At 60.3% G+C, this 18,548-nt stretch carries 15 protein-coding genes; 9 read left to right on the forward strand and 6 right to left on the reverse strand.

The window, feature by feature from the left end:
- The first annotated feature begins 5 nt into the window (after positions 1-5).
- From gspL to gspF, 6 genes are read left to right on the forward strand one after another with little or no spacing between them, the layout of a single operon-like run.
- Positions 6-1,247 carry a type II secretion system protein GspL gene (gene gspL / locus PHW99_RS04010; RefSeq protein WP_300174029.1) on the forward strand — a complete coding sequence of 414 codons (1,242 nt, stop codon included), beginning with the start codon at positions 6-8 and terminating at the stop codon, positions 1,245-1,247.
- A complete protein-coding gene (gene gspM / locus PHW99_RS04015) occupies positions 1,244-1,729 on the forward strand; it encodes a type II secretion system protein GspM (protein ID WP_300174031.1) in 486 nt (161 codons plus the stop codon). Before gspL ends, gspM begins: the two co-directional genes overlap by 4 nt.
- Before the next feature lie 21 nt (positions 1,730-1,750).
- Complete coding sequence (gene gspN, locus PHW99_RS04020; protein WP_300174033.1) at positions 1,751-2,593, forward strand: type II secretion system protein N; 843 nt, start codon at positions 1,751-1,753, stop codon at positions 2,591-2,593.
- A 6-nt stretch (positions 2,594-2,599) separates the two neighbouring features.
- Positions 2,600-4,714, forward strand: coding sequence for a type II secretion system secretin GspD (gene gspD / locus PHW99_RS04025; protein ID WP_300174035.1), 2,115 nt, complete (start codon positions 2,600-2,602; stop codon positions 4,712-4,714).
- Positions 4,715-4,729: 15 nt separating this feature from the next.
- Positions 4,730-6,118, forward strand: a complete 1,389-nt coding sequence (locus PHW99_RS04030; protein ID WP_300174037.1) for an ATPase, T2SS/T4P/T4SS family — start codon at positions 4,730-4,732, stop codon at positions 6,116-6,118.
- 14 nt (positions 6,119-6,132) lie between these two features.
- The gene (gene gspF, locus PHW99_RS04035) at positions 6,133-7,353 is read left to right on the forward strand and encodes a type II secretion system inner membrane protein GspF (protein WP_300174039.1); all 1,221 of its coding nucleotides are present in this window, start codon (positions 6,133-6,135) and stop codon (positions 7,351-7,353) included.
- Positions 7,354-7,372: 19 nt separating this feature from the next.
- Here gspF and PHW99_RS04040 read toward each other — a convergent pair whose 3' ends face one another.
- From PHW99_RS04040 to PHW99_RS04065, 6 genes are all read right to left on the reverse strand, one after another.
- The gene (locus PHW99_RS04040; RefSeq protein ID WP_300174102.1) at positions 7,373-8,005 is read right to left on the reverse strand and encodes a response regulator; all 633 of its coding nucleotides are present in this window, start codon (positions 8,003-8,005) and stop codon (positions 7,373-7,375) included.
- A 10-nt stretch (positions 8,006-8,015) separates the two neighbouring features.
- A complete protein-coding gene (locus PHW99_RS04045; RefSeq protein ID WP_366912992.1) occupies positions 8,016-10,034 on the reverse strand; it encodes an ATP-binding protein in 2,019 nt (672 codons plus the stop codon).
- 102 nt (positions 10,035-10,136) lie between these two features.
- Entirely contained in the window at positions 10,137-10,580 is a 444-nt protein-coding gene (locus tag PHW99_RS04050; protein ID WP_300174041.1) for a universal stress protein, read from the reverse strand.
- Positions 10,581-10,627: 47 nt separating this feature from the next.
- A complete protein-coding gene (locus PHW99_RS04055; RefSeq protein WP_300174105.1) occupies positions 10,628-12,139 on the reverse strand; it encodes a tripartite tricarboxylate transporter permease in 1,512 nt (503 codons plus the stop codon).
- 14 nt (positions 12,140-12,153) lie between these two features.
- Positions 12,154-12,642: a tripartite tricarboxylate transporter TctB family protein gene (locus PHW99_RS04060; RefSeq protein WP_300174043.1), complete on the reverse strand. Its 489-nt coding sequence runs from the start codon at positions 12,640-12,642 to the stop codon at positions 12,154-12,156.
- Positions 12,643-12,776: 134 nt separating this feature from the next.
- Positions 12,777-13,643, reverse strand: coding sequence for an IclR family transcriptional regulator (locus PHW99_RS04065; protein WP_300174045.1), 867 nt, complete (start codon positions 13,641-13,643; stop codon positions 12,777-12,779).
- A 328-nt stretch (positions 13,644-13,971) separates the two neighbouring features.
- Here PHW99_RS04065 and PHW99_RS04070 point away from each other — a divergent pair, with 328 nt between their 5' ends.
- The 3 genes from PHW99_RS04070 (at position 13,972) to PHW99_RS04080 (ending at position 18,455) form a co-directional block, all read left to right on the forward strand.
- A complete protein-coding gene (locus PHW99_RS04070; protein ID WP_300174047.1) occupies positions 13,972-14,511 on the forward strand; it encodes a VOC family protein in 540 nt (179 codons plus the stop codon).
- 91 nt (positions 14,512-14,602) lie between these two features.
- Positions 14,603-17,596, forward strand: a complete 2,994-nt coding sequence (locus PHW99_RS04075; protein ID WP_300174049.1) for a molybdopterin-dependent oxidoreductase — start codon at positions 14,603-14,605, stop codon at positions 17,594-17,596.
- 16 nt (positions 17,597-17,612) lie between these two features.
- On the forward strand, positions 17,613-18,455 hold the full coding sequence (locus tag PHW99_RS04080) for a 4Fe-4S dicluster domain-containing protein (protein WP_300174051.1): 843 nt from the start codon (positions 17,613-17,615) through the stop codon (positions 18,453-18,455).
- Positions 18,456-18,548 lie beyond the last annotated feature (93 nt).

The raw sequence follows: 18,548 nt of genomic DNA on the forward strand, positions 1-18,548 counted from the left end.
TTTTTATGTCTGTGTTGATCATTACCCTGCCCCTGACGCCCGCTGACACGGCGGCGTTATTTGACTGCGTGCAAAGCCCGGATGGCCGCACCGTGGCCAGCCACGCCCGTGTGCCGCTGGCGTTGTTGCCAGCGACTGATCGCCAGACCGAGGTGGTGGCTGTGGTGCCGCTGCAGGCGCTGTCCTGGCATCAGGTGCAGTTGCCGCCAGGCAGTTTGCCCCGGTCGCTGCTAGCCGAGCGCGGCGGCAACCGCCTGCGTGCGATTCTGGATGGACTGCTTGAAGACCAGTTGCTCGACGAGCCGGCGCAATTGCATCTGGCGCTGCAGCCGCAGCCGCAGGTCGGCTTGCCGGTGTGGCTGGCTGCCTGTGACCGCGCCTGGCTCAAGGCGGCGTTGGCCGTGGTGGAGCAGGCTGGCCACAGCGTGACCCGCATCGTGCCAGAGAGTTCGCCGCAGGCGTTGAGCGAAGTGATCGAGGTCACGGGTGAGGCGGACCGGCCCCGGGTGGCCGGGCTGCTGGCGCCGGCGGGTGAAGCGACCGCTGCCGGGGTGTTGAGCTGCGCCTTGTCGGCTGCGGCGGTGAATCTGCTGGACGCCGGGGCCGCAGTGGTGGCGGAACCCGCGGTGGTGACGCTGGCCGAGCAGGTTTTTCAGCGGGCGGTCACCTTGCAGCAGCGCGGAGAGCGTTTGTTGCAGGCCGCGCACAGTCCATGGGATCTGGCGCAGTTTGAGTTCACCAATGCCCAGCGTGACCCGCGCTGGGCGCAGCTGATGCAGGGGCTGCAGCAGCTGGCGCGCTCGCCGCAGTGGCGGGCGGCGCGTTGGGCGCTGCTGGTGCTGGTGCTGGCGAATGTGATCGGGCTCAACGCCTGGGCCTGGCGTGAACAGCGGGTTCTGGCGGCGCAGCGTGCCGCGATTCGTGCCGTGCTGACCGATACCTTTGCGAAAGTGCCGGTGGTGGTGGATGCGCCGCTGCAGATGGCGCGTGAAGTGGCGGCCTTGCGGCGCGCCAGCGGCAGCGCCGCAGGTTCTGATCTGGAGAGTTTGTTGTCTTCCTTCTCAACCCTGGCCCCTGCGAGTTATGTGCCGACCACGATTGAATTTGCCGCCAATGAGTTGCGCCTGGGTGGCCCGGCCATGACGGCGCAGGAGCAGGCGCGGGTGACCGCCGGGCTCAAGGCCCAAGGTCTGATGGCCAGTGTGCAGGGGGATCAGTGGTTGATCCGCACCGGGGACACACCATGAACGGGCTCACTCCTTTGAAGGCACGCTGGCAGGCAGCGTCCCGGCGCGAGCAGCGCAGTCTGATCCTGGCGCTGGTGGTGGTGGCGCTGGCCCTGTTGTGGTGGCTGGCCCTGGCACCGGCGCTGGCGGTATGGCGTTCAGCCGACAGCCAGCGGGTGGCCCTGGAAGCGCAGTTGCAGCAGATGCTGGGGCTCCAGGCCCAGGCGCGGGCACTGCAGGCGCTGCCGACCCTGAATGCGCCGGAAGCCCGGCGCGCGCTGGAAGAGGCGCTCAAACCCTTGGGTACGGGAGCCCAGATGACGCAGCAGATGGACCGCCTGAATGTCACCCTCAAAGGGGTGCCGGCCCAGGCGCTGGCACAGTGGTTATCGGCCTGCCGGCAAAACGCCCACCTGGTGCCGGTGGAGACCCATCTGCGGCGCGCGGCTGCGGGGGCTGCCGTCTGGGATGGTTCGGTGGTGTTTGCCCTGCCCGCCTCCTGAGCGCGGGCAGCACGATTCACGATGGCTCTGCAGTTCCAACCCCGCTCTCTGATCTCTGGCCGTGCCGCTGGACCGCGCGGGGCATCCGGCGCCCCCTGGGGCTGGGCGCTGGCGGGTGTGGGTCTGGGGCTGGTGGTGGGCAGCCTGGTGTTCGCACCCGCGCGCTGGCTGGGCAGCTGGGTGCAACAGAGCAGCAACGGGCAGTTGCAGCTGCAGGAAGCCCATGGCACGGTGTGGACGGGTTCGGCCCGCTTGCTACTCACTGGGGGTGCTGGCAGCCAGGACCAGGCCACCTTGCCGGGCCGGCTTCAGTGGCAACTGCGCCCGGCTTTGACCGGTGGTGCCGCTGGCCTGGTGCTGCAGCTGCGTGCCGATTGTTGCCTGCTGCAGCCCTGGACCTGGCGCCTGTCGCCGCACTGGGGCGGCGGGCAGGTGGTTTTGTCGGACAGTGTGTCGCAATGGCCGGCCCAGTGGCTGTCCGGCTTGGGCACACCCTGGAACACCATTGCCGCACAGGGGCAGCTGGCGTTGAGTACCCAGGCGCTGACGCTGAACTGGTCGGCCGGGCGTTTGCAACTGGCCGGGCGGGCCCAACTGGATGCGCTGGAGTTGTCGTCACGGCTGTCGACACTGCGTCCCATGGGCAGTTACCGTCTGACGCTCAGCGGCGGGGCGACGCCGGGGCTGCAACTGGTGACGCTCAAGGGCGCCTTGCAGCTTTCGGGCCAAGGCCAGTGGGTGGGTAACCGGCTGCGGTTTGCCGGCGAAGCCAGTGCTGCGCCGGAGTCGCTGGCGGCGTTGTCGAATCTGTTGAACATCATCGGGCGGCGCGATGGCGCGCGTTCCATCATCAAAGTGGGTTGAATTGGCATGACACATCAGCAAATTCCCGGTTTCAAGATTGCTATATCTTCTGTAGCTATAAGTGCAGTCTTTATCTGGGCTACAGGTCTTTTTTCCTCAAATGTGATGGCACAGACCAGTGCCCCGGTGAAAGCCGGTGAGCCGGTCACGCTGAATTTCCAGGCGGCGGACATCGAGGCGGTGGCGCGGACCTTTGCCAGCATCACCGGTAAAAACGTGGTGGTCGACCCGCGCGTCAAGGGCACCTTGACGCTGGTGACGGACAAGCCGGTCAGCCAGGCGGCGGCGCTGGCCCAGTTTGTGGCCACCTTGCGCCTGCAGGGTTACACGCTGGTCGAGTCCGGTGGGCTGTACAAGGTGGTGCCCGAAGCTGAGGCCAAGCTGCAGACCAGTGCGGTGACCGTGGACAGTGCCCAGGGGCCGGGCCTGCCCGCCGGCAACCAGATTGCGACCCAGATCTTCAAGCTCAGCCATGAGTCGGCCAACAACCTGGTACCGGTGTTGCGCCCGCTGATCAGCCCGAACAACACCATCAACGCCAACCCCGGCACCAACACGCTGGTGATCACCGATTACGCCGACAACCTGCGTCGCTTGGGGCGCATCATCGCCGCCATGGACGTGGCCAACGCCACCGACGTGGAGGTGATCCCGCTCAAGCATGCCATTGCCGCCGATCTGGCACCCTTGGTGCTCAAGCTGCTGGGCAGCAGCACCGCTGCCGCACCGGCCGGCCAGGCCGATACCTCGTTCAAGACCACCTTGCTGGCCGAACCCCGTTCCAACGCGCTGATCGTGCGGGCCAGCAATGGCGCCCAGCTGGCGCTGGTGCATTCGCTGGTGGCCAAGCTTGACCAGCCCGATGCCGGCGGCAGCGGCGGCGCGGCGGGCAACATCCATGTGGTTTACCTGAAAAATGCCGATGCCACCAAGCTGGCGGCCACCCTGCGGGCGGCCATCAGCAACGACACCCGCTCCTCCACGGCGCCAGCGGCAACCGGCGGCGGCACCGCCGGGGCCGCGGCGGCAGCGGCCTCAGTCGCCAGTGCCACGGGCGGGCAGATTCAGGCTGATGCAGCCACCAATGCCCTCATCATCACCGCGCCGGAGCCGCAATTCCGCCAGTTGCGCGCGGTCATTGACAAGCTCGATGGCCGGCGTGCCCAGGTGCTGGTGGAGAGCCTGATTGCCGAGGTGAACATGGACCGGGCGGCTGAATTCGGGGTCCAGTGGCAAGGGGCTCTGGGCGGTGCGGCCAGCACCAATGTCGGTTTGCTGGGCACCAATTTTTCCTTGGGCAAAACCACCCCCACCATCATTGATCTGGCGACCAACGCGGCCTCCGGGACGGCCGTGCCTGCTGGCGGTCTGAACCTGGGGGTGGCGCACAAGACCAACGGGGTGTATGTGCTGGGTTTTCTGGCGAACTTCCTGGAAAGCAGTGGCAGCGGCAATGTGCTGTCGACGCCCAATTTGCTGACGCTGGACAACGAAGAGGCCAAGATCGTGATTGGTGAAAACGTGCCGTTTGTCACCGGCTCCTACACCAGCAACAACACCAGCGGCAATTCGGTCAACCCGTTCACCACGGTGGAGCGCAAGGACGTGGGTCTGACGCTCAAGGTGCGGCCGCAAATCAACGAAAACGGCACGGTCAAGCTGGTGATTTACCAGGAAACCTCGGCGGTCAAGGCCGGCACCGAAAAAGACAGCAATGGCCCGACCACCACCAAACGCACGATTGAGTCGACGGTGCTGGTGGATGACAACAACATCGTGGTGCTGGGCGGGCTGCTGCAGGACACTTATTCCGGCAACCAGGAAAAAGTGCCGGGGCTGGGTGATGTCCCGCTGTTTGGCCACCTGTTCAAGAGTGAGGCGCGGGGCCGCAAAAAAACCAACCTGATGGTGTTTTTGCGGCCAGTGGTGGTGCGTGATGCCCAGGCCACGGATCGGTTATCGATGGACCGGTATGACCTGATGCGCGCCGGTCTGAATGACGCCCAGCCGAAACCCAGCAGTGTGTTGAACATCAATGACTCGCCGCAATTGCCGGTCCTGCCGCTGGCCCAGCCGGTGTTGCCACCAGCGCCAGCATCGGGCGCCAAGACCCAACGCTGAACGTTTTCGACTGTCATGCGTTACCCACTGCCCTACGCCTTTGCCCGGACCTACCAGCTGTTGCTGGAAGACGATGCCGGCCAGCTCACGCTGTGGCTGCATCCGCAATCCGCCGCGGCGGCCCTGAGTGAGGTGCTGCGTAAATACCCTCACTGTCAGTTGCAGACCCAGGCCGCCAACACCCTGGTGCAGCGTATCAGTGCGGCTTATGCCCAAGGGGAGTCCAGCGCGGCGGCGGTGGTCAGCGAGGTCGAAAGTGATGCTGATCTGTCGCGCATGATGCAGGACCTGCCCGCCATTGAGGACCTGCTGGAAACGGCGGATGACGCACCCATCATCCGCATGCTCAATGCGCTGTTGACGCAGGCGGCACGTGACGGCGCCAGCGACATCCACATCGAACCGTATGAGCGCCACTCCAGTGTGCGTTTTCGGGTGGACGGCACCCTGCGCGAGGTGGTGCAGCCCAACCGCGCCCTGCACGCAGCGCTGATTTCGCGCCTGAAGATCATGGCCGAACTCGACATTGCCGAGCGCCGCCTGCCGCAGGATGGGCGCATCAGCCTGCGCATTGGCACGCGGGCGGTGGACGTGCGGGTTTCCACGTTGCCCAGCGCCTATGGCGAGCGTGCGGTGCTGCGCCTGTTGGACAAGTCCGAGGGACGGTTGAGCCTGGAAGCGCTGGGCATGCAGGGCGAGGTGTTGCGCCGTTTTGAGGCGCTGGTGACCCAGCCGCATGGCATTGTGCTGGTGACCGGTCCCACCGGCTCGGGCAAGACCACCACGCTGTATGCGGCGCTGGGGCGGCTGGATGCCACGCGCAACAACATCATGACGGTGGAAGACCCGATCGAGTACGAGCTCGCTGGTGTGGGGCAGACCCAGGTCAACCCGAAGATCGAACTGGACTTTGCCAAGGCCTTGCGTGCCATCCTGCGCCAGGACCCCGACATCATCATGATTGGCGAAATCCGCGACTTCGAGACTGCGCAGATCGCCATCCAGGCCAGTTTGACCGGCCACCTGGTGCTGGCCACGCTGCACACCAACGATGCCGCCAGTGCGGTGACGCGCCTGACTGACATGGGGGTGGAGCCGTTTCTGCTCAGCTCCAGCTTGCTGGGTGTGCTGGCCCAGCGCCTGGTGCGCAAGCTGTGCATCCATTGCGGCGGAAAAGGCTGCGAGCATTGTGGCCACACCGGTTACAGCGGGCGCAGCGGCGTGTTTGAGCTGCTGGTGACCGACGAGGCCATCCGCGCCCAGATTCACAACCGGGCTTCGGAAGCCGACATCCGCAGTGCCGCGCAGGCCGCGGGTATGGTGCTGATGCGTGAAGACGGTGAGCGGCTGGTGAGCCTGGGGCTGACCTCGCGCGAAGAATTGCTGCGTGTGACACGCGACTGAACTTGTGAGTAGCCATGCCGGTTTATTCTTTTGAAGCCGTCAGTGCCGCCGGAGACACCCGCAAGGGGGTGATCGAGGCAGATTCCGCCAAGGCGGCACGGGGGCAGTTGCGTGCGCAGGCGCTGGTGCCGCTCAGGGTGGAGCCAGTGAGTGCACAAGATCGCACGGGCGGCGGCATGACAGCACGCTACGGCAAGCGCGTGTTCAATGCAACCGCACTGGCGGTCTGGACACGCCAGCTGGCTGGTCTGGTGTCCTCTGGTCTGCCGCTGGAGCGGGCGCTCACCTCGCTGTCGGATGAAGCCGAAAAAGCACCGGAACGCGAACTGGTGGCCACGCTGCGCGCCGAGGTCAATGGAGGGACGTCGTTTGCCAAGGCACTGTCCCAGCATCCGCGCGAGTTTTCCGAGATTTACGTGGCGGTGATTGGTGCCGGTGAGCACAGCGGCAACCTGGGTCTGGTGCTGGAGCGTTTGGCCGATGATCTGGAAGAGCAGCAGGCGCTCAAGGCCAAGCTGATTGGTGCCGCACTGTACCCGGCCATTGTGTCGTTGGTGGCCATCGTCATCGTGTTGTTTCTGGTGACCTATGTGGTGCCGCAGGTGGCGCACGTGTTCGCCGGCAGCAAGCGGGCTCTGCCGCTGCTCACGGTCATCATGATCAGTCTGAGCGACCTGGTGCGCAGTTATGGCTGGCTGATGTTGGTGGTGATGGTTTCGGGCGTGGTTGGTGCCCGTGTGGCGCTGGCCAATGACCAGTGGCACGAAAAATGGGACGCCGCCTGGCTGAACCTGCCCATTCTCGGCCGGTTATCGCGAAGTTACAACGCTGCCCGTTTTGCCAGCACGCTGGCGATGCTGGCTGCGGCAGGTGTGCCGATCTTGAAGGCCTTGCAGGCGGCGACGCAGACCCTCTCCAATCGAGCCTTGCGTACCGATGCACAAGAGGCGCTGGTACTGGTGCGTGAAGGAGCTCCGCTGGCGTCGGCTTTGGCGCAGAAGAAGCGTTTTCCGCCACTGCTGGCCATGTTTGCCCGTCTGGGAGAGCAAACCGGGCAATTGCCCGTGATGTTGCAGCGTGCTGCGAAGCAGTTGGGGACCGAAGTGCAACGCCGTGCCATGCAACTGGCTACGTTGCTGGAGCCCCTGTTGATTGTGGCCATGGGGGTGGTGGTGATGCTGATTGTGCTGGCGGTGCTGATGCCGATCATCCAGCTCAATCAGTTGGTCAAGTAGCGTTGGCGGGCTGGGGCGTTCAGCGCTGGCCGGTTTTGTTCAACAGGTTGACCAGATCGACCACGGTTCTGGCGTTCATCTTGTCCAGGACGCGCGCACGATGAACCTCCACTGTGCGGATGCTGATTTGCAATTGGTCGGCAATGAGCTTGTTGGGCAGACCTTCCATCATCAGTCGCATCACGGCCTGTTCGCGTTCGGTCAAATCGGCGATGCGTTGACGTAGGGCTTGGCACCGGTGACGCTCGGCCAACACGCGAGCTGACTTGTCCAGCGCCCGCTCCACCCGCTCCACCAGTGCATTGTTGGAAAACGGCTTTTCGCAAAAGTCAAAGGCACCACGCAGGACTGCATCCACGGCTGTGGGCAGGTCGGCATGTCCAGACAGAAAGATGATGGGCATGGTTTCGAACCAATGCAGGGTACGCAGATGCTCGAACAGGGCCAGGCCACTCATGCCGGGCATCCGCAGGTCCAGCACGGCGCAACAGGGGTCTTGCGGGCCGTCGGGCCATTGTTGTGCCTGAGCCCAGAAGCGGTCTGCGCTGTCGAACGGGGTGCTCAGCAGACGTCGGGTACGCAACAGCCAGCCCAGTGCGTCACGCACAGCGTCGTCATCGTCAATCAAAAAGACCGTGCTGCCAGTGCCCATCATGTCGCCATCATAGGGCGGCGGGCAGGGTGAAGCGGAAGGTGGTGCCGCGTGGTGTGGCTGGTTCGAAGTCGAGCAAGCCGCCATGTTGCTCCACGATCGAGCGGCACAGGCTCAGGCCCAGTCCCATGCCTTCGGCTTTGGTGGTGAAAAATGGGGTGAATATCCGCTTGGCTACCTCGTCTGTCAGGCCGTGTCCATGGTCAGTGACAGTGAAGGCAACCCATCGTCCAGGGCTGGTTGCGTTGGCGGGAACGGGCGCAGCGTGCAGGCTCAGGTTGCGCCAACCTGAGCCGGAAGCGGGATCGCCTGGGGGCATGGCCTGAAAGCCATTGCGCACCAGGTTCAGCAAGACCTGCTCGACCATGGTGGCATCACACCAGACGGCTGGGCAATCTGCGGCAATCTCCCACTGCACCTCAATGCCGAGCTTGTGGGCCTGTAGTTTCACCAGCGGCGAAATGCCATCCCAAAGTGCCTGGATCGGCACGGCGGCGCGGGCGCGTTCTCGTCGGCGCACCAGGTCCCCCACACTCTTGATGACCTTGCCGGCGCGTTCAGCCTGATCGGCCATGCGCTGGATGGTGGCCTCAAGTTCGATTCGCAGTGTCTGCAGGGGGACTTGCGGGTCTTGCAGCACATTGAGGGAACCACTGGCGTAGCTGGCGATGGCCGCTAACGGTTGGTTGAGCTCGTGGCTGATGAGGGATGCCATTTCCCCCACCATGGCCAACCGGGCGGTGGCCTGCAGGCGGTCTTGCGAGGCTCGGGAAAGCTCTTCCGCCTTGCGCTGGTCACTCTGGTCGATGATGGCACTCATCCAGCCGGTTTGTCTGGCCTGCGCGTTGATCAGAGGTGCTTCCACCACCAGCACGGGCACATGGACACCATCGGCTCGCAGAAATTCTGATTCGAAACCTTGGCGTGGCAGCAGGCGAGAAGTCTGGCGGATGGATTGCCTTTGTCGATAACAATCGATCTGTTCAGGTGGCCAGTAGGGCGCCGGTATGCCGGTGCCGACGAGTTGTTCGGGTGGTCGTCCGACGATTTGGCAGAACGCTGGATTGACGTAGGTGATCCGACCTTGCATGTCGCGGGCGCACAGTCCGGTGAGCAGTGAGTCTTCCATGGCCTTGCGAAAGGCCAGGGCTTCGGCCAGACTGCCTTCGGCGCGTCGGCGTCGGCGCACGTCCAGTGCCAGCAGCGCAAACAAGGTGGTGAGTGCCAAGGTGAGTGCGACAACGGTGGCGGTCAGGATATTGGGCAACCAGCCGCCCGATTCACGCGCCTGCTCCACTCGTAACACGTAGGCAACGCCTGGCAGGTCGAGCAACTGTCTGGCCTGAATAACACCACGCTCATTCACCACACTGCCCACAATGGCCAGTCGGGTGCCGTCACCTTCGTTGATGGCGACGCTGCGAGCGCGTCGTGTTTCGGACCGGATCAATTCGGTCAGGAGCCCGGGCAGACCGTAGGTGGCCACAATGAAGCCAGCCTCCCGGTTGGCCTGGATCACCGGGACGCACATTTCCATCACCTCCTGACCTAACCACTGGGCCATCGGTAACCAATAACTGGCTGAATAGGCTGGGCCCTTGAGACGCCGAGCGTTGGCGCAGGCATGTTGTACATCAGGCAGAACCTGCTCACGGTTCATGTCGTCAAACGTCTGTGGCTGGAATGGGCTGCGAAGCTCTTGTTGGATGCGAAGATCCCGATCACGCCACTCCAGCCGGAGCATTTCGCGATGCGCGCTCAACAGGACAGATGCGGCACGCTGCCATTGCGGCTCCGAGGCACTGGTGACGCTCAGAGCTTGCAGATCCTGGATGTTGCGTAGCAGGCCGGCACGCAACTCACCGGCCATGTTTGCAGCGCTGAGTTCCAGTTGACTGACGGCGTGATTTTCTTCGTACTCACGCGCCAGGAACACCAGAACCCCCAGCAGGGCCAGCATGAGGGCGAAGAGCGCAGCCCAGAACCAGCGTCGACTATGGGCAAAGCCGGACTGCAATTGATCATTCACGATGGAATGCCGTGCCCCTGCTGTCGGCGGTGGGCCGAGTCCATTGACTTGCTGGCAATGCGGACCTCTGTTTCCTGCGTGGCTGGTGTTTTTGAATTGCTTTCAGTGCAACACAAGGACGGGCAATTGGCTATGGGCGATGATTTTTTTGGTATGCGAGCCAAAGACGAATTCACCGATCGGGCCGCGACCATGGGTCACCATCACGATCATGTCGCAACCGGCCTTTTCGGCTTCTTCAAGAATGGCGTGGTCAACCGAATAGGCGGTGACTGCCAGCCTTGAAAAGACCACACCGGCAGCGACCGCGCGCTGCTCGAACTGGTCGAGCAGCGCCTTGGAATGCGCCTTGTTCTTGGATTCATGTTCCTGAATATGGCTGGCGAACGCTTGTGCATCATGGCTTGTTGCCGAGACGGGTAGATCGGGTTCAACCACGAAACCGGTGACTCGGGCGCCCAACTGCACTGCCAGTTCAATGCTGCCATCCATAGCTCGGTGGGAAAGCTCTGAACCATCAACCGGGACGAACAAATGTTTATACATGGTCTCTCCTATAAAAGGGGCAATTTCCAGAGAGGTGGGGGACCACCTTAGTCCTCAACAAAAGCTTCTTCGCGGCGTTTCTTGATGCTGGGTGACAACACCACAATCAGCAGCAGCACAGCCACGGCCAGCAACGAGGCTGACAGGGGGCGTGTGACAAACACACTCCAGTCACCACGCGAGAGCAACAGCGAACGGCGCAGGTTTTCTTCCATCATGGGCCCCAGGATCAGCCCGAGCAGTAGCGGGGCAGGTTCGCAACCCATCTTGGCAAAGGCGTAACCGATGACACCAAAGGCGCCCACGATCCAGATGTCAAACGTGTTGTTGTTGGTGGAATACACACCAATGGCGCAGAAAAGCACAATTGCGGGAAACAGCCAGCGATAGGGCACCGTCAGCAGTTTGACCCAGATGCCGATCATCGGCAGGTTCAGGATCACCAGCATCGCGTTGCCGATCCACATGGAGGCGATCAGACCCCAGAACAATTCGGGGTTGCTGGTCATGACCTGTGGGCCTGGCTGGATGTTGTGGATCGTCATGGCGCCCACCATTAACGCCATCACGGCATTGGGGGGGATGCCCAGGGTCAGCAGCGGAATGAAGGAGGTTTGCGCTCCCGCATTGTTGGCTGCCTCCGGGGCGGCGACACCGCGGATATTGCCCTGGCCAAAAGGCACTTCACCCTTTTTGAGGCGAAGCTTCTTCTCGATGGTGTAGGAAGCAAACGAGGCCAGCAAGGCGCCGCCACCGGGCAGGATACCCATCATGGAGCCCAGCGCGGTGCCACGCAGCACAGCCGGCATCATGTTCTTGAAATCTTCTCGGGTCGGGAACAGGCCTTCGACCTTCTTGGTCAACAGTTCACGGCTCTCGCTGGGGCGAGACAACGAGGTGATGATGTCGCCATAGCCAAACACGCCCATGGCAATGGCGATGAAGCCAATACCGTCGGTCAGCTCGGGGATGTCAAAGTTGTAGCGTGCCACACCGGAGTTGACGTCAGTGCCCACCATACCCAGAAGCAGGCCCAGAATCACCATGGCAATGGCTTTGAGCAGCGAACCAGAGGCCAGCACCACCGCACCGATCAGGCCCAGCACCATCAGTGAAAAATACTCTGCAGGCCCGAATTTGAAGGCCACCTCGGCCAACGGAACGGCAAACGCGGCCAGTACCAGTGTGCCGAAGGTACCGGCAATGAAGGACCCGATACCAGCGGCGGCAAGCGCCGGGCCAGCTCGGCCCTTGCGTGCCATCTGATAACCGTCGATGGCGGTCACGACTGAAGAGGCTTCACCTGGCAAGTTGACCAGAATGGCCGTGGTCGAACCACCGTATTGGGCGCCGTAGTAAATACCGGCCAGCATGATCAGCGCTGCCAGAGGTGGCAGGGCATAGGTGGCTGGCAGCAGCATGGCAATGGTGGCCACGGGGCCTAGGCCCGGCAGCACGCCAATCACGGTGCCGAGTAAACAGCCGACCAATGCGTAGAGCAGGTTTTGCGTGGTGAACGCCACACCCATGCCCAGCGAAAGATTGTTGATCAGATCCATCATGGTGTGGCTCCTCAGCCGGTAATAAAGGTGGGCCAGACCTGGAATGGCAGGCTGAGTACGGTGACGAAAGTCAGGTAGCTACCGACGACCAGCACAAATGCCAATACCACGGTCTCCTTGAACTTGGTTTCCTTGCTGGCCAGTGTTGCCAGAAAGACCAATGCCACGATGGCCAAGGCCAGACCCAAAGGAGGCAGTCCGATGGACGGTAGTCCACCGAGTAAAACACCAAAAACCAAGTTGGCGAAGATGATGAAAAAGAGCGGACGCCAGGCAATGGCACCGATGCGCTCGTCATTGTCGTGATGTTTGCCGAAGGCATTGAGTGTGATCGCGATGCCAATGATGGCCAGAATGACACCGAGCAACAACGGAAAGTAGCCTGGCCCCATGCGCGCTGACGTGCCCACGGTGTAGGTGCGTGCCCCCACCGCAAATCCGATGCCCACCACAGTGAACATCAGTCCCGAAAAAAAATCCTTGTGGCTTTTTATGACCATTGTGTCTCCTCAAATTGTTTTCATCACTTGCGATTCTTAACCACCGGCAGAGGGTCCGAAATGTGGACTCTACGTACTTGGCGGTTGATCACAGAACGGGGTGTCTTGATGCCGCTTCGGTGGGTGAGGGCACATTACTCCGCAACAGCGACTTCGCTGCGCTTGGTTGCCGCACGCTTGACCTGCGGGCCTGAGTCGGCCACGTCTGCGGGCTGTAACACCTGTGCTTGAACACTGTTGGAGATTGCGGTCCGGTTGTCCGCCAAGGTGCGGAGTTTTTCCGCAATTTCCCTCGAGCGCAGCTTGAGGATTTCTGCAATGCCTTCAGTGTTGATGAGCTTGAGCCGCTCAACAGAAACAACCAATGAGATGACGCCCAGTGTGCCCAATCCTGCAACCGTGATGGGGGCGGCAATACCCACCACATTGGCATCGACTTCCTTGGTGGAGATGTAGTGCCCGGCTTGGCGGATGCGCGCAAAGTAGTCTTTGAAGCTTGGCCAATCCCGTGCAATTTTTTGTACATCTGGGTCGTGGCTGTGCTGTGTGTAGATTTTCTTGAGTCTGGCTGGTGGCAGATGAGCCAGCATGGTCTTCGAGGCAGATCCTCGGAATAACGGCAATGGCCGGCCGCGCCCGAAAGTCACGCCAGATTCGTCATAACCGAGCTCGTGGTGCACATTGATCACGTCTTCGTTGTACATGCGGCACAGGATCGCGGTACTTGCCGTTTCGGCCGCAAGTTCGTGCATCACCTTGCGGGCCACTTTGAGAACCGGATCCGATTCGCGAATCCGATAGTCCAGCGTGATGATGCGTGCGCCTAGGGAATAACGCCCCGAATAGTTGGCCAGAAAACCAGCTGTACTCAATTCCCTGACGTAACGGAACGCTGTGGGGCGCGATACCTGGAGACGATCGGCAATTTCTTCAGCAGTCAGGACGGTGTCGCTCTCCGAGTACAGATCAAGTACATCGATCATTCGCGCAAATTTGTTCATGGTTTGAATTTAAAGCATTTTTGCTGCCAAGCGAGCTGAAGACAGCATCAGGGTTTACTCTAATAGTATCTAATATTGACACTTTTCAATTATGCGGTAAAAATTCATCCATCTGCACAAGTGATTGCGAAGTTCCAGAGCGTGTTGGAGAAAGCTGATTCGATGAATCGGACCAATCTTCGATCTGTGCAAGACACTCTTGGTTGTCATGGCAAGTGTCATGATGTTTAAAGTATCTGAATTTGACATAAATTTAAAAGCCATCGAGTTTCGATTTGTGATTTCCGTTTGTTAATTCCCGCAACAACTCCCTAGTGAAAGGCCAAAAATGCATATTCAACAAATTCACCATGTCGCGTATCGCTGCAACGACGCCAAAGAAACGATCGACTGGTACCGCGACAAGCTGGACATGAAATACCTGTTTGCCGTCTCTGAAAGCAAGGTGCCGTCGACCAAGGAGGCCACGCCTTACATGCACCTGTTTCTGGATGCCGGCAATGGCAACATCCTGGCCTTTTTTGAGTTGCCGGAATCACCGGCGATGACGTTTGATCCGAATACACCGCAGTGGGTGCAACACCTGGCTTTTCAGGTCAAGGATGAGGATACCTTGAAGGTTGCCAAGTCCGAACTGGAAGCCAAAGGTGTGGAAGTGCTGGGTCCGACGGACCATGGTTTTGTCCGATCAATTTATTTCTTTGACCCCAATGGGCATCGACTTGAACTTTGCGCACCGGTTGCCACGCCGGAGATGATGGAGAAGCTGGTGAGTGTGTCAGAGCAAATGCTGGTGGATTGGACCAAGAGCAAAAAGGCGCTGCCTCATGCGGCTTGGGTTCATGAGGCTGAATTGGCCAAGCATTGAGTCGAATCCGTCAAAACTCCGGGGCTGGTGTTGATCACAACGTCCGGGGTGCTGGATCAAATTTGAAAAGTGGAAAGGTAGAAAACAGGATATGAAACTTGCCATCAAACTCTTTGCCATGGTGCAGGCCTTCAAGCTGACCGCGTACCGCGATCCGGCTTTCGGTGCTCGGCTCAAGGAGCGCAATCTGGTCGCCCAGTTGCGATTGCGGGATGGCTCGGTGGCCCGCTATATCGAAATCCGTGATGGCAAGGTCCTGTCCAAGGCTGAACTGCACCCGAACCCGGATATTGTGCTTGGCTTCAAGAATGCAGATGTGGCTGACCAGATGTTGTCGCTCAAGCAGGACTACCGGGCCAACATCCATGGCATGAAAAACTTCACCATCAGCCTGGATGGACCGGATGTGCTGACTGCCTGGTTCATGGAGACGCTGCAGATGGTCCAGCGGGTTGGCTGGAAATATGGCGAAGACTTGGGGCAGGGCGTGACGCGATTCACCGGCAACAACAATGGCGGGCCGGTGCATGTGCATGTCAAGGACGGCAAGATCCAGCGGATCACACCGATCGAATTTACCGAAGAAGACGGGCCCACCTGGAGCATCAACGCCCGGGGCAAGACCTTCACGCCACCACGGCAGACGACGTTGCCACCCCACGTGCTGGCTGGTAAATCACTGGTCTATTCAAAGAATCGCTTGCTCTATCCGATGAAGCGTGTGGACTTCGATCCCCAGGGTGAGCGCAACCCGCAGAATCGTGGCACCTCGGGTTATGTGCGGATCAGCTGGGACGAGGCGCTTGACCTGGTCGCGGGGGAAATCAAGCGTATCAAACGTGACTACGGCCCGAGCGCGTTGGCTTTTACCCATAGCGCTCACCAGATGTGGGGCAATGTGGGGTACCACTTGAGCTCGGGTTTTCGCTTCTTCAATCTGTTGGGATTCACCAAAGTCCACGGCAATCCCCAGAGTTGGGAAGGCTGGTACTGGGGCGCTGTGCACCATTGGGGGCATACCATGCGTTTGGGGCAGGGTGAGGTCTTTGGCCAGGTGGAGGACATCCTCAAAAATTGTGAAATGATGGTGTTCTGGTCCAGTGATCCGGAGGCAACAAGTGGTTGTTACGGTGGTCTGGAAGGTACGGTGCGGCGCATGTGGGCCAAGGAGTTGGGCATCAAGTTCGTCCATATCGATCCGTACTTCAACGAGACGGCCGCGCTGCTCGGTGGCAAGTGGATTGCACCACGTCCCGGTACCGATCCGGCGTTGGCACAGGCCATTTGCCACGTCTGGATCACTGAGGGTCTGTATGACAAGTGGTATGTGGAAAACCGTACCACCGGCTTTGCCGAGTGGTCCGATCACGTTCTGGGTGTGGACGATGGTGTACCCAAGACGCCCGAGTGGGCCGAGGCAGAGACCGGGGTGCCTGCACGCGACATTCGTGCACTGGCGCGTGAATGGGGCAGCAAGAAGGTTTATCTCGGTGCTGGAGGCATGGGCAATACCTTTGGTGGTGCCTGCCGCACGGCGACGGGTACCCAATGGGCGCGCATGATGGTCATCATGATGGGCATGCAAGGTTATGGCCGCCCGGGCGTCAACATGGGCAACATGCAGATTGGTACCCCAGTGGACTTCAATTTCTGGTTTCCGGGTTATGCCGAAGGCGGTATCTCGGGTGATTTGCAGTTCACTGCCAACGGACCGATCAACTACCAGCAAATCCCTCACATCATGTCGATGAACAATGTCAGGCAGCAGATACCCCGGATCGAGTTTCCGGAGGCGATTATGAATGGCACGGCGTCCGGCTACCCGACCGATGTGTCGTCTATCACCAACCAGTTCCTGCCATTCAAGTATCCCGCGCCAGGCCAGGAGCCGGTGCGGATGATGTACAAGTTTGGCGCCTCCCAGTTTGGGACACAAAGTGGTTCCAACCGGTGGGTACGGACCTACCAGTCCGACAAGATTGAGTTTGTTGTCAACCAGTCGATCTGGTTTGAAGGTGAGGCCAAGTTTGCAGACGTGATTCTGCCGGCCTGTACGAACTTTGAGCGCTGGGACATCGGTGAATGGGCTTCGGCAGGGGGGTACGCGCCGCAGTACTTTGCCCAGCTTAACCACCGTGTGGTGGTGTTGCAGCACAAGTGTATTGAACCGCTGGGAGAGTCGAAGTCCGATTACCAGATTTACGCGGAACTGGCACAACGGCTCGGCCTATCTGCCCTGTTCACGGAAGGCATGTCGGAGATCGACTGGTGCCGTCGTATCTGGGAGGGCTCCGATCTCTCCAAGCACATTTCGTGGAAGAAACTGCTCAAAAAAGGCTATTACGTGGTTCCTCCCGAAAAGGAAAACATGCGGGTGCCAACGGCCTACAGCTGGTACTACGAAGGACGCAAGAAAGATGTGCCAGAGATGCAGCCGCTGCCGGCAGACTACACCGAGAACTTCCTGGAAGGGTTGCAAACCCGTAGTGGCAAGTTTGAGTTTGTGCCATCCAGTCTGAAACTGGCCAACGACCCGGATCGTCCTGCCGTCAACAAATACATCCGTAGTTGGGAGGGATGCAGCACAACCGAGTTGCTCGACAAATATCCGTTGCAGTTGTTGTCCTCGCATCCGCGCTACAGCTTCCATACCCAGGCAGATGGCAAGGACTCCACCATCAATGACGTGAAGAGTCACCGGATGCTGGTAGAGGGGCACTATTACCTGCAGATCCGCATGAGCCCGGAGGATGCGGCGTTGCGCGGTATTCGGACCGGCGACTTGGTGCGTGCATTTAACGACCGTGGCGCCGTGATCTTCGCTGCCAAGGTCAGTCCGCGACTGCGCCCAGGTGTGGCGCATACCTATGAGTCATCCGCTGTCTATGAACCGGTGGGCAAACCCGGCTATTCCGCAGATCGGGGCGGCTGCGTCAATCTGTTGACCAACCACCGCTCTCAAATTCGGGGGGGCAGCGCCATGGCACCCAACGCTTGCCTGATCCAGCTGGAGTTATGGCAGCCTGACCGCGATACGGGTGTTCAGTCTGGTGCCGCTGCCAAGGCAGAAACCGTCGTCGCATGAATTTGGAGTTGAGCAAATGAGTAAAAAATGGAACATGATCGTGGACGTCGCCAAATGCGAGAACTGCCACAACTGTTTTCTGGTCACCAAGGATGAACACGTCAGCAACGATTTTCCCGGCTACTCGGCGCCCCAGCCATTACACGGGCATGAGTGGATCGCCATGCGTCGTCACGAGCGGGGGCAGGCCCCGATTGTCGACGCCCATTCGATGCCGGTCATGTGCAACCAGTGTGACGACGCACCATGTATTCGCGCAGGAAAAGATGGCGCGGTGTATCAGCGTGATGATGGCATTGTGATCATTGACCCGGTGAAGGCCAAAGGTCAGAAGCAGATTGTCAACTCCTGTCCCTATAAAGTGATCTATTGGAATGATGAGCTGGATTTGCCTCAGAAATGGATTTTTGATGCCCATCTGATGGATGCTGGCTGGACCCGCACGCGCGCCGAGCAGGTCTGCGCCACCGGTGCCTTGCGCTCCCTGAAAGTCAGCGACGAAGAGATGCGGGAGATCGCCACGGCGGAGAAGCTCGATGTCCTGTTGCCTGAGCGAAAAACCAAGCCGCGGGTCTACTACAAGAACCTGCACCTGATGCACAAGGCGTTTGTTGGGGGCACACTGGTGCGCGTGACCGACGGCGTGGAGGATTGCCAGTCCGGTGTCTCGGCCGAGCTTTCACACAACGGCAAGGTGGTCGGTGCCGCCATCACCGATCACTTTGGGGAATTCAAAATTGACGGACTGGAACCGGAGAGTGGCAGCTATGTTTTGACATTGACGGCTCCGGGCGGCAAGTCCAGCACCCATCCTGTGCACCTCGGTATCAGTCAGTATCTGGGCGTTTTTGCCCTTTGAGGGGGAAGGCTGTCGCTGCCTGAGTGCAGCTTCAGTGACCCCGGTTCTGGTTTGATCACAAAAAAGCCCTCTGCGATTCGCAGAGGGCTTTTT

The organism is Rhodoferax sp., from assembly GCF_028689305.1.
In the GTDB taxonomy this organism is placed as follows: domain Bacteria; phylum Pseudomonadota; class Gammaproteobacteria; order Burkholderiales; family Burkholderiaceae_C; genus Rhodoferax.

What these genes read in the sequence shown, in the direction of transcription:
- PHW99_RS04075 (WP_300174049.1), top strand. Translation starts at nt 14,603, where the DNA reads ATGAAACTTGCCATCAAACTCTTTGCCATGGTGCAGGCCTTCAAGCTG.
- gspM (WP_300174031.1), top strand. Translation starts at nt 1,244, where the DNA reads ATGAACGGGCTCACTCCTTTGAAGGCACGCTGGCAGGCAGCGTCCCGG.
- PHW99_RS04055 (WP_300174105.1), bottom strand. Translation starts at nt 12,139, where the DNA reads ATGGATCTGATCAACAATCTTTCGCTGGGCATGGGTGTGGCGTTCACC.
- PHW99_RS04060 (WP_300174043.1), bottom strand. Translation starts at nt 12,642, where the DNA reads ATGGTCATAAAAAGCCACAAGGATTTTTTTTCGGGACTGATGTTCACT.
- gspD (WP_300174035.1), top strand. Translation starts at nt 2,600, where the DNA reads ATGACACATCAGCAAATTCCCGGTTTCAAGATTGCTATATCTTCTGTA.
- gspF (WP_300174039.1), top strand. Translation starts at nt 6,133, where the DNA reads ATGCCGGTTTATTCTTTTGAAGCCGTCAGTGCCGCCGGAGACACCCGC.
- PHW99_RS04080 (WP_300174051.1), top strand. Translation starts at nt 17,613, where the DNA reads ATGAGTAAAAAATGGAACATGATCGTGGACGTCGCCAAATGCGAGAAC.
- PHW99_RS04030 (WP_300174037.1), top strand. Translation starts at nt 4,730, where the DNA reads ATGCGTTACCCACTGCCCTACGCCTTTGCCCGGACCTACCAGCTGTTG.
- PHW99_RS04050 (WP_300174041.1), bottom strand. Translation starts at nt 10,580, where the DNA reads ATGTATAAACATTTGTTCGTCCCGGTTGATGGTTCAGAGCTTTCCCAC.
- gspL (WP_300174029.1), top strand. Translation starts at nt 6, where the DNA reads ATGTCTGTGTTGATCATTACCCTGCCCCTGACGCCCGCTGACACGGCG.
- PHW99_RS04065 (WP_300174045.1), bottom strand. Translation starts at nt 13,643, where the DNA reads ATGAACAAATTTGCGCGAATGATCGATGTACTTGATCTGTACTCGGAG.
- PHW99_RS04070 (WP_300174047.1), top strand. Translation starts at nt 13,972, where the DNA reads ATGCATATTCAACAAATTCACCATGTCGCGTATCGCTGCAACGACGCC.
- PHW99_RS04040 (WP_300174102.1), bottom strand. Translation starts at nt 8,005, where the DNA reads ATGGGCACTGGCAGCACGGTCTTTTTGATTGACGATGACGACGCTGTG.
- gspN (WP_300174033.1), top strand. Translation starts at nt 1,751, where the DNA reads ATGGCTCTGCAGTTCCAACCCCGCTCTCTGATCTCTGGCCGTGCCGCT.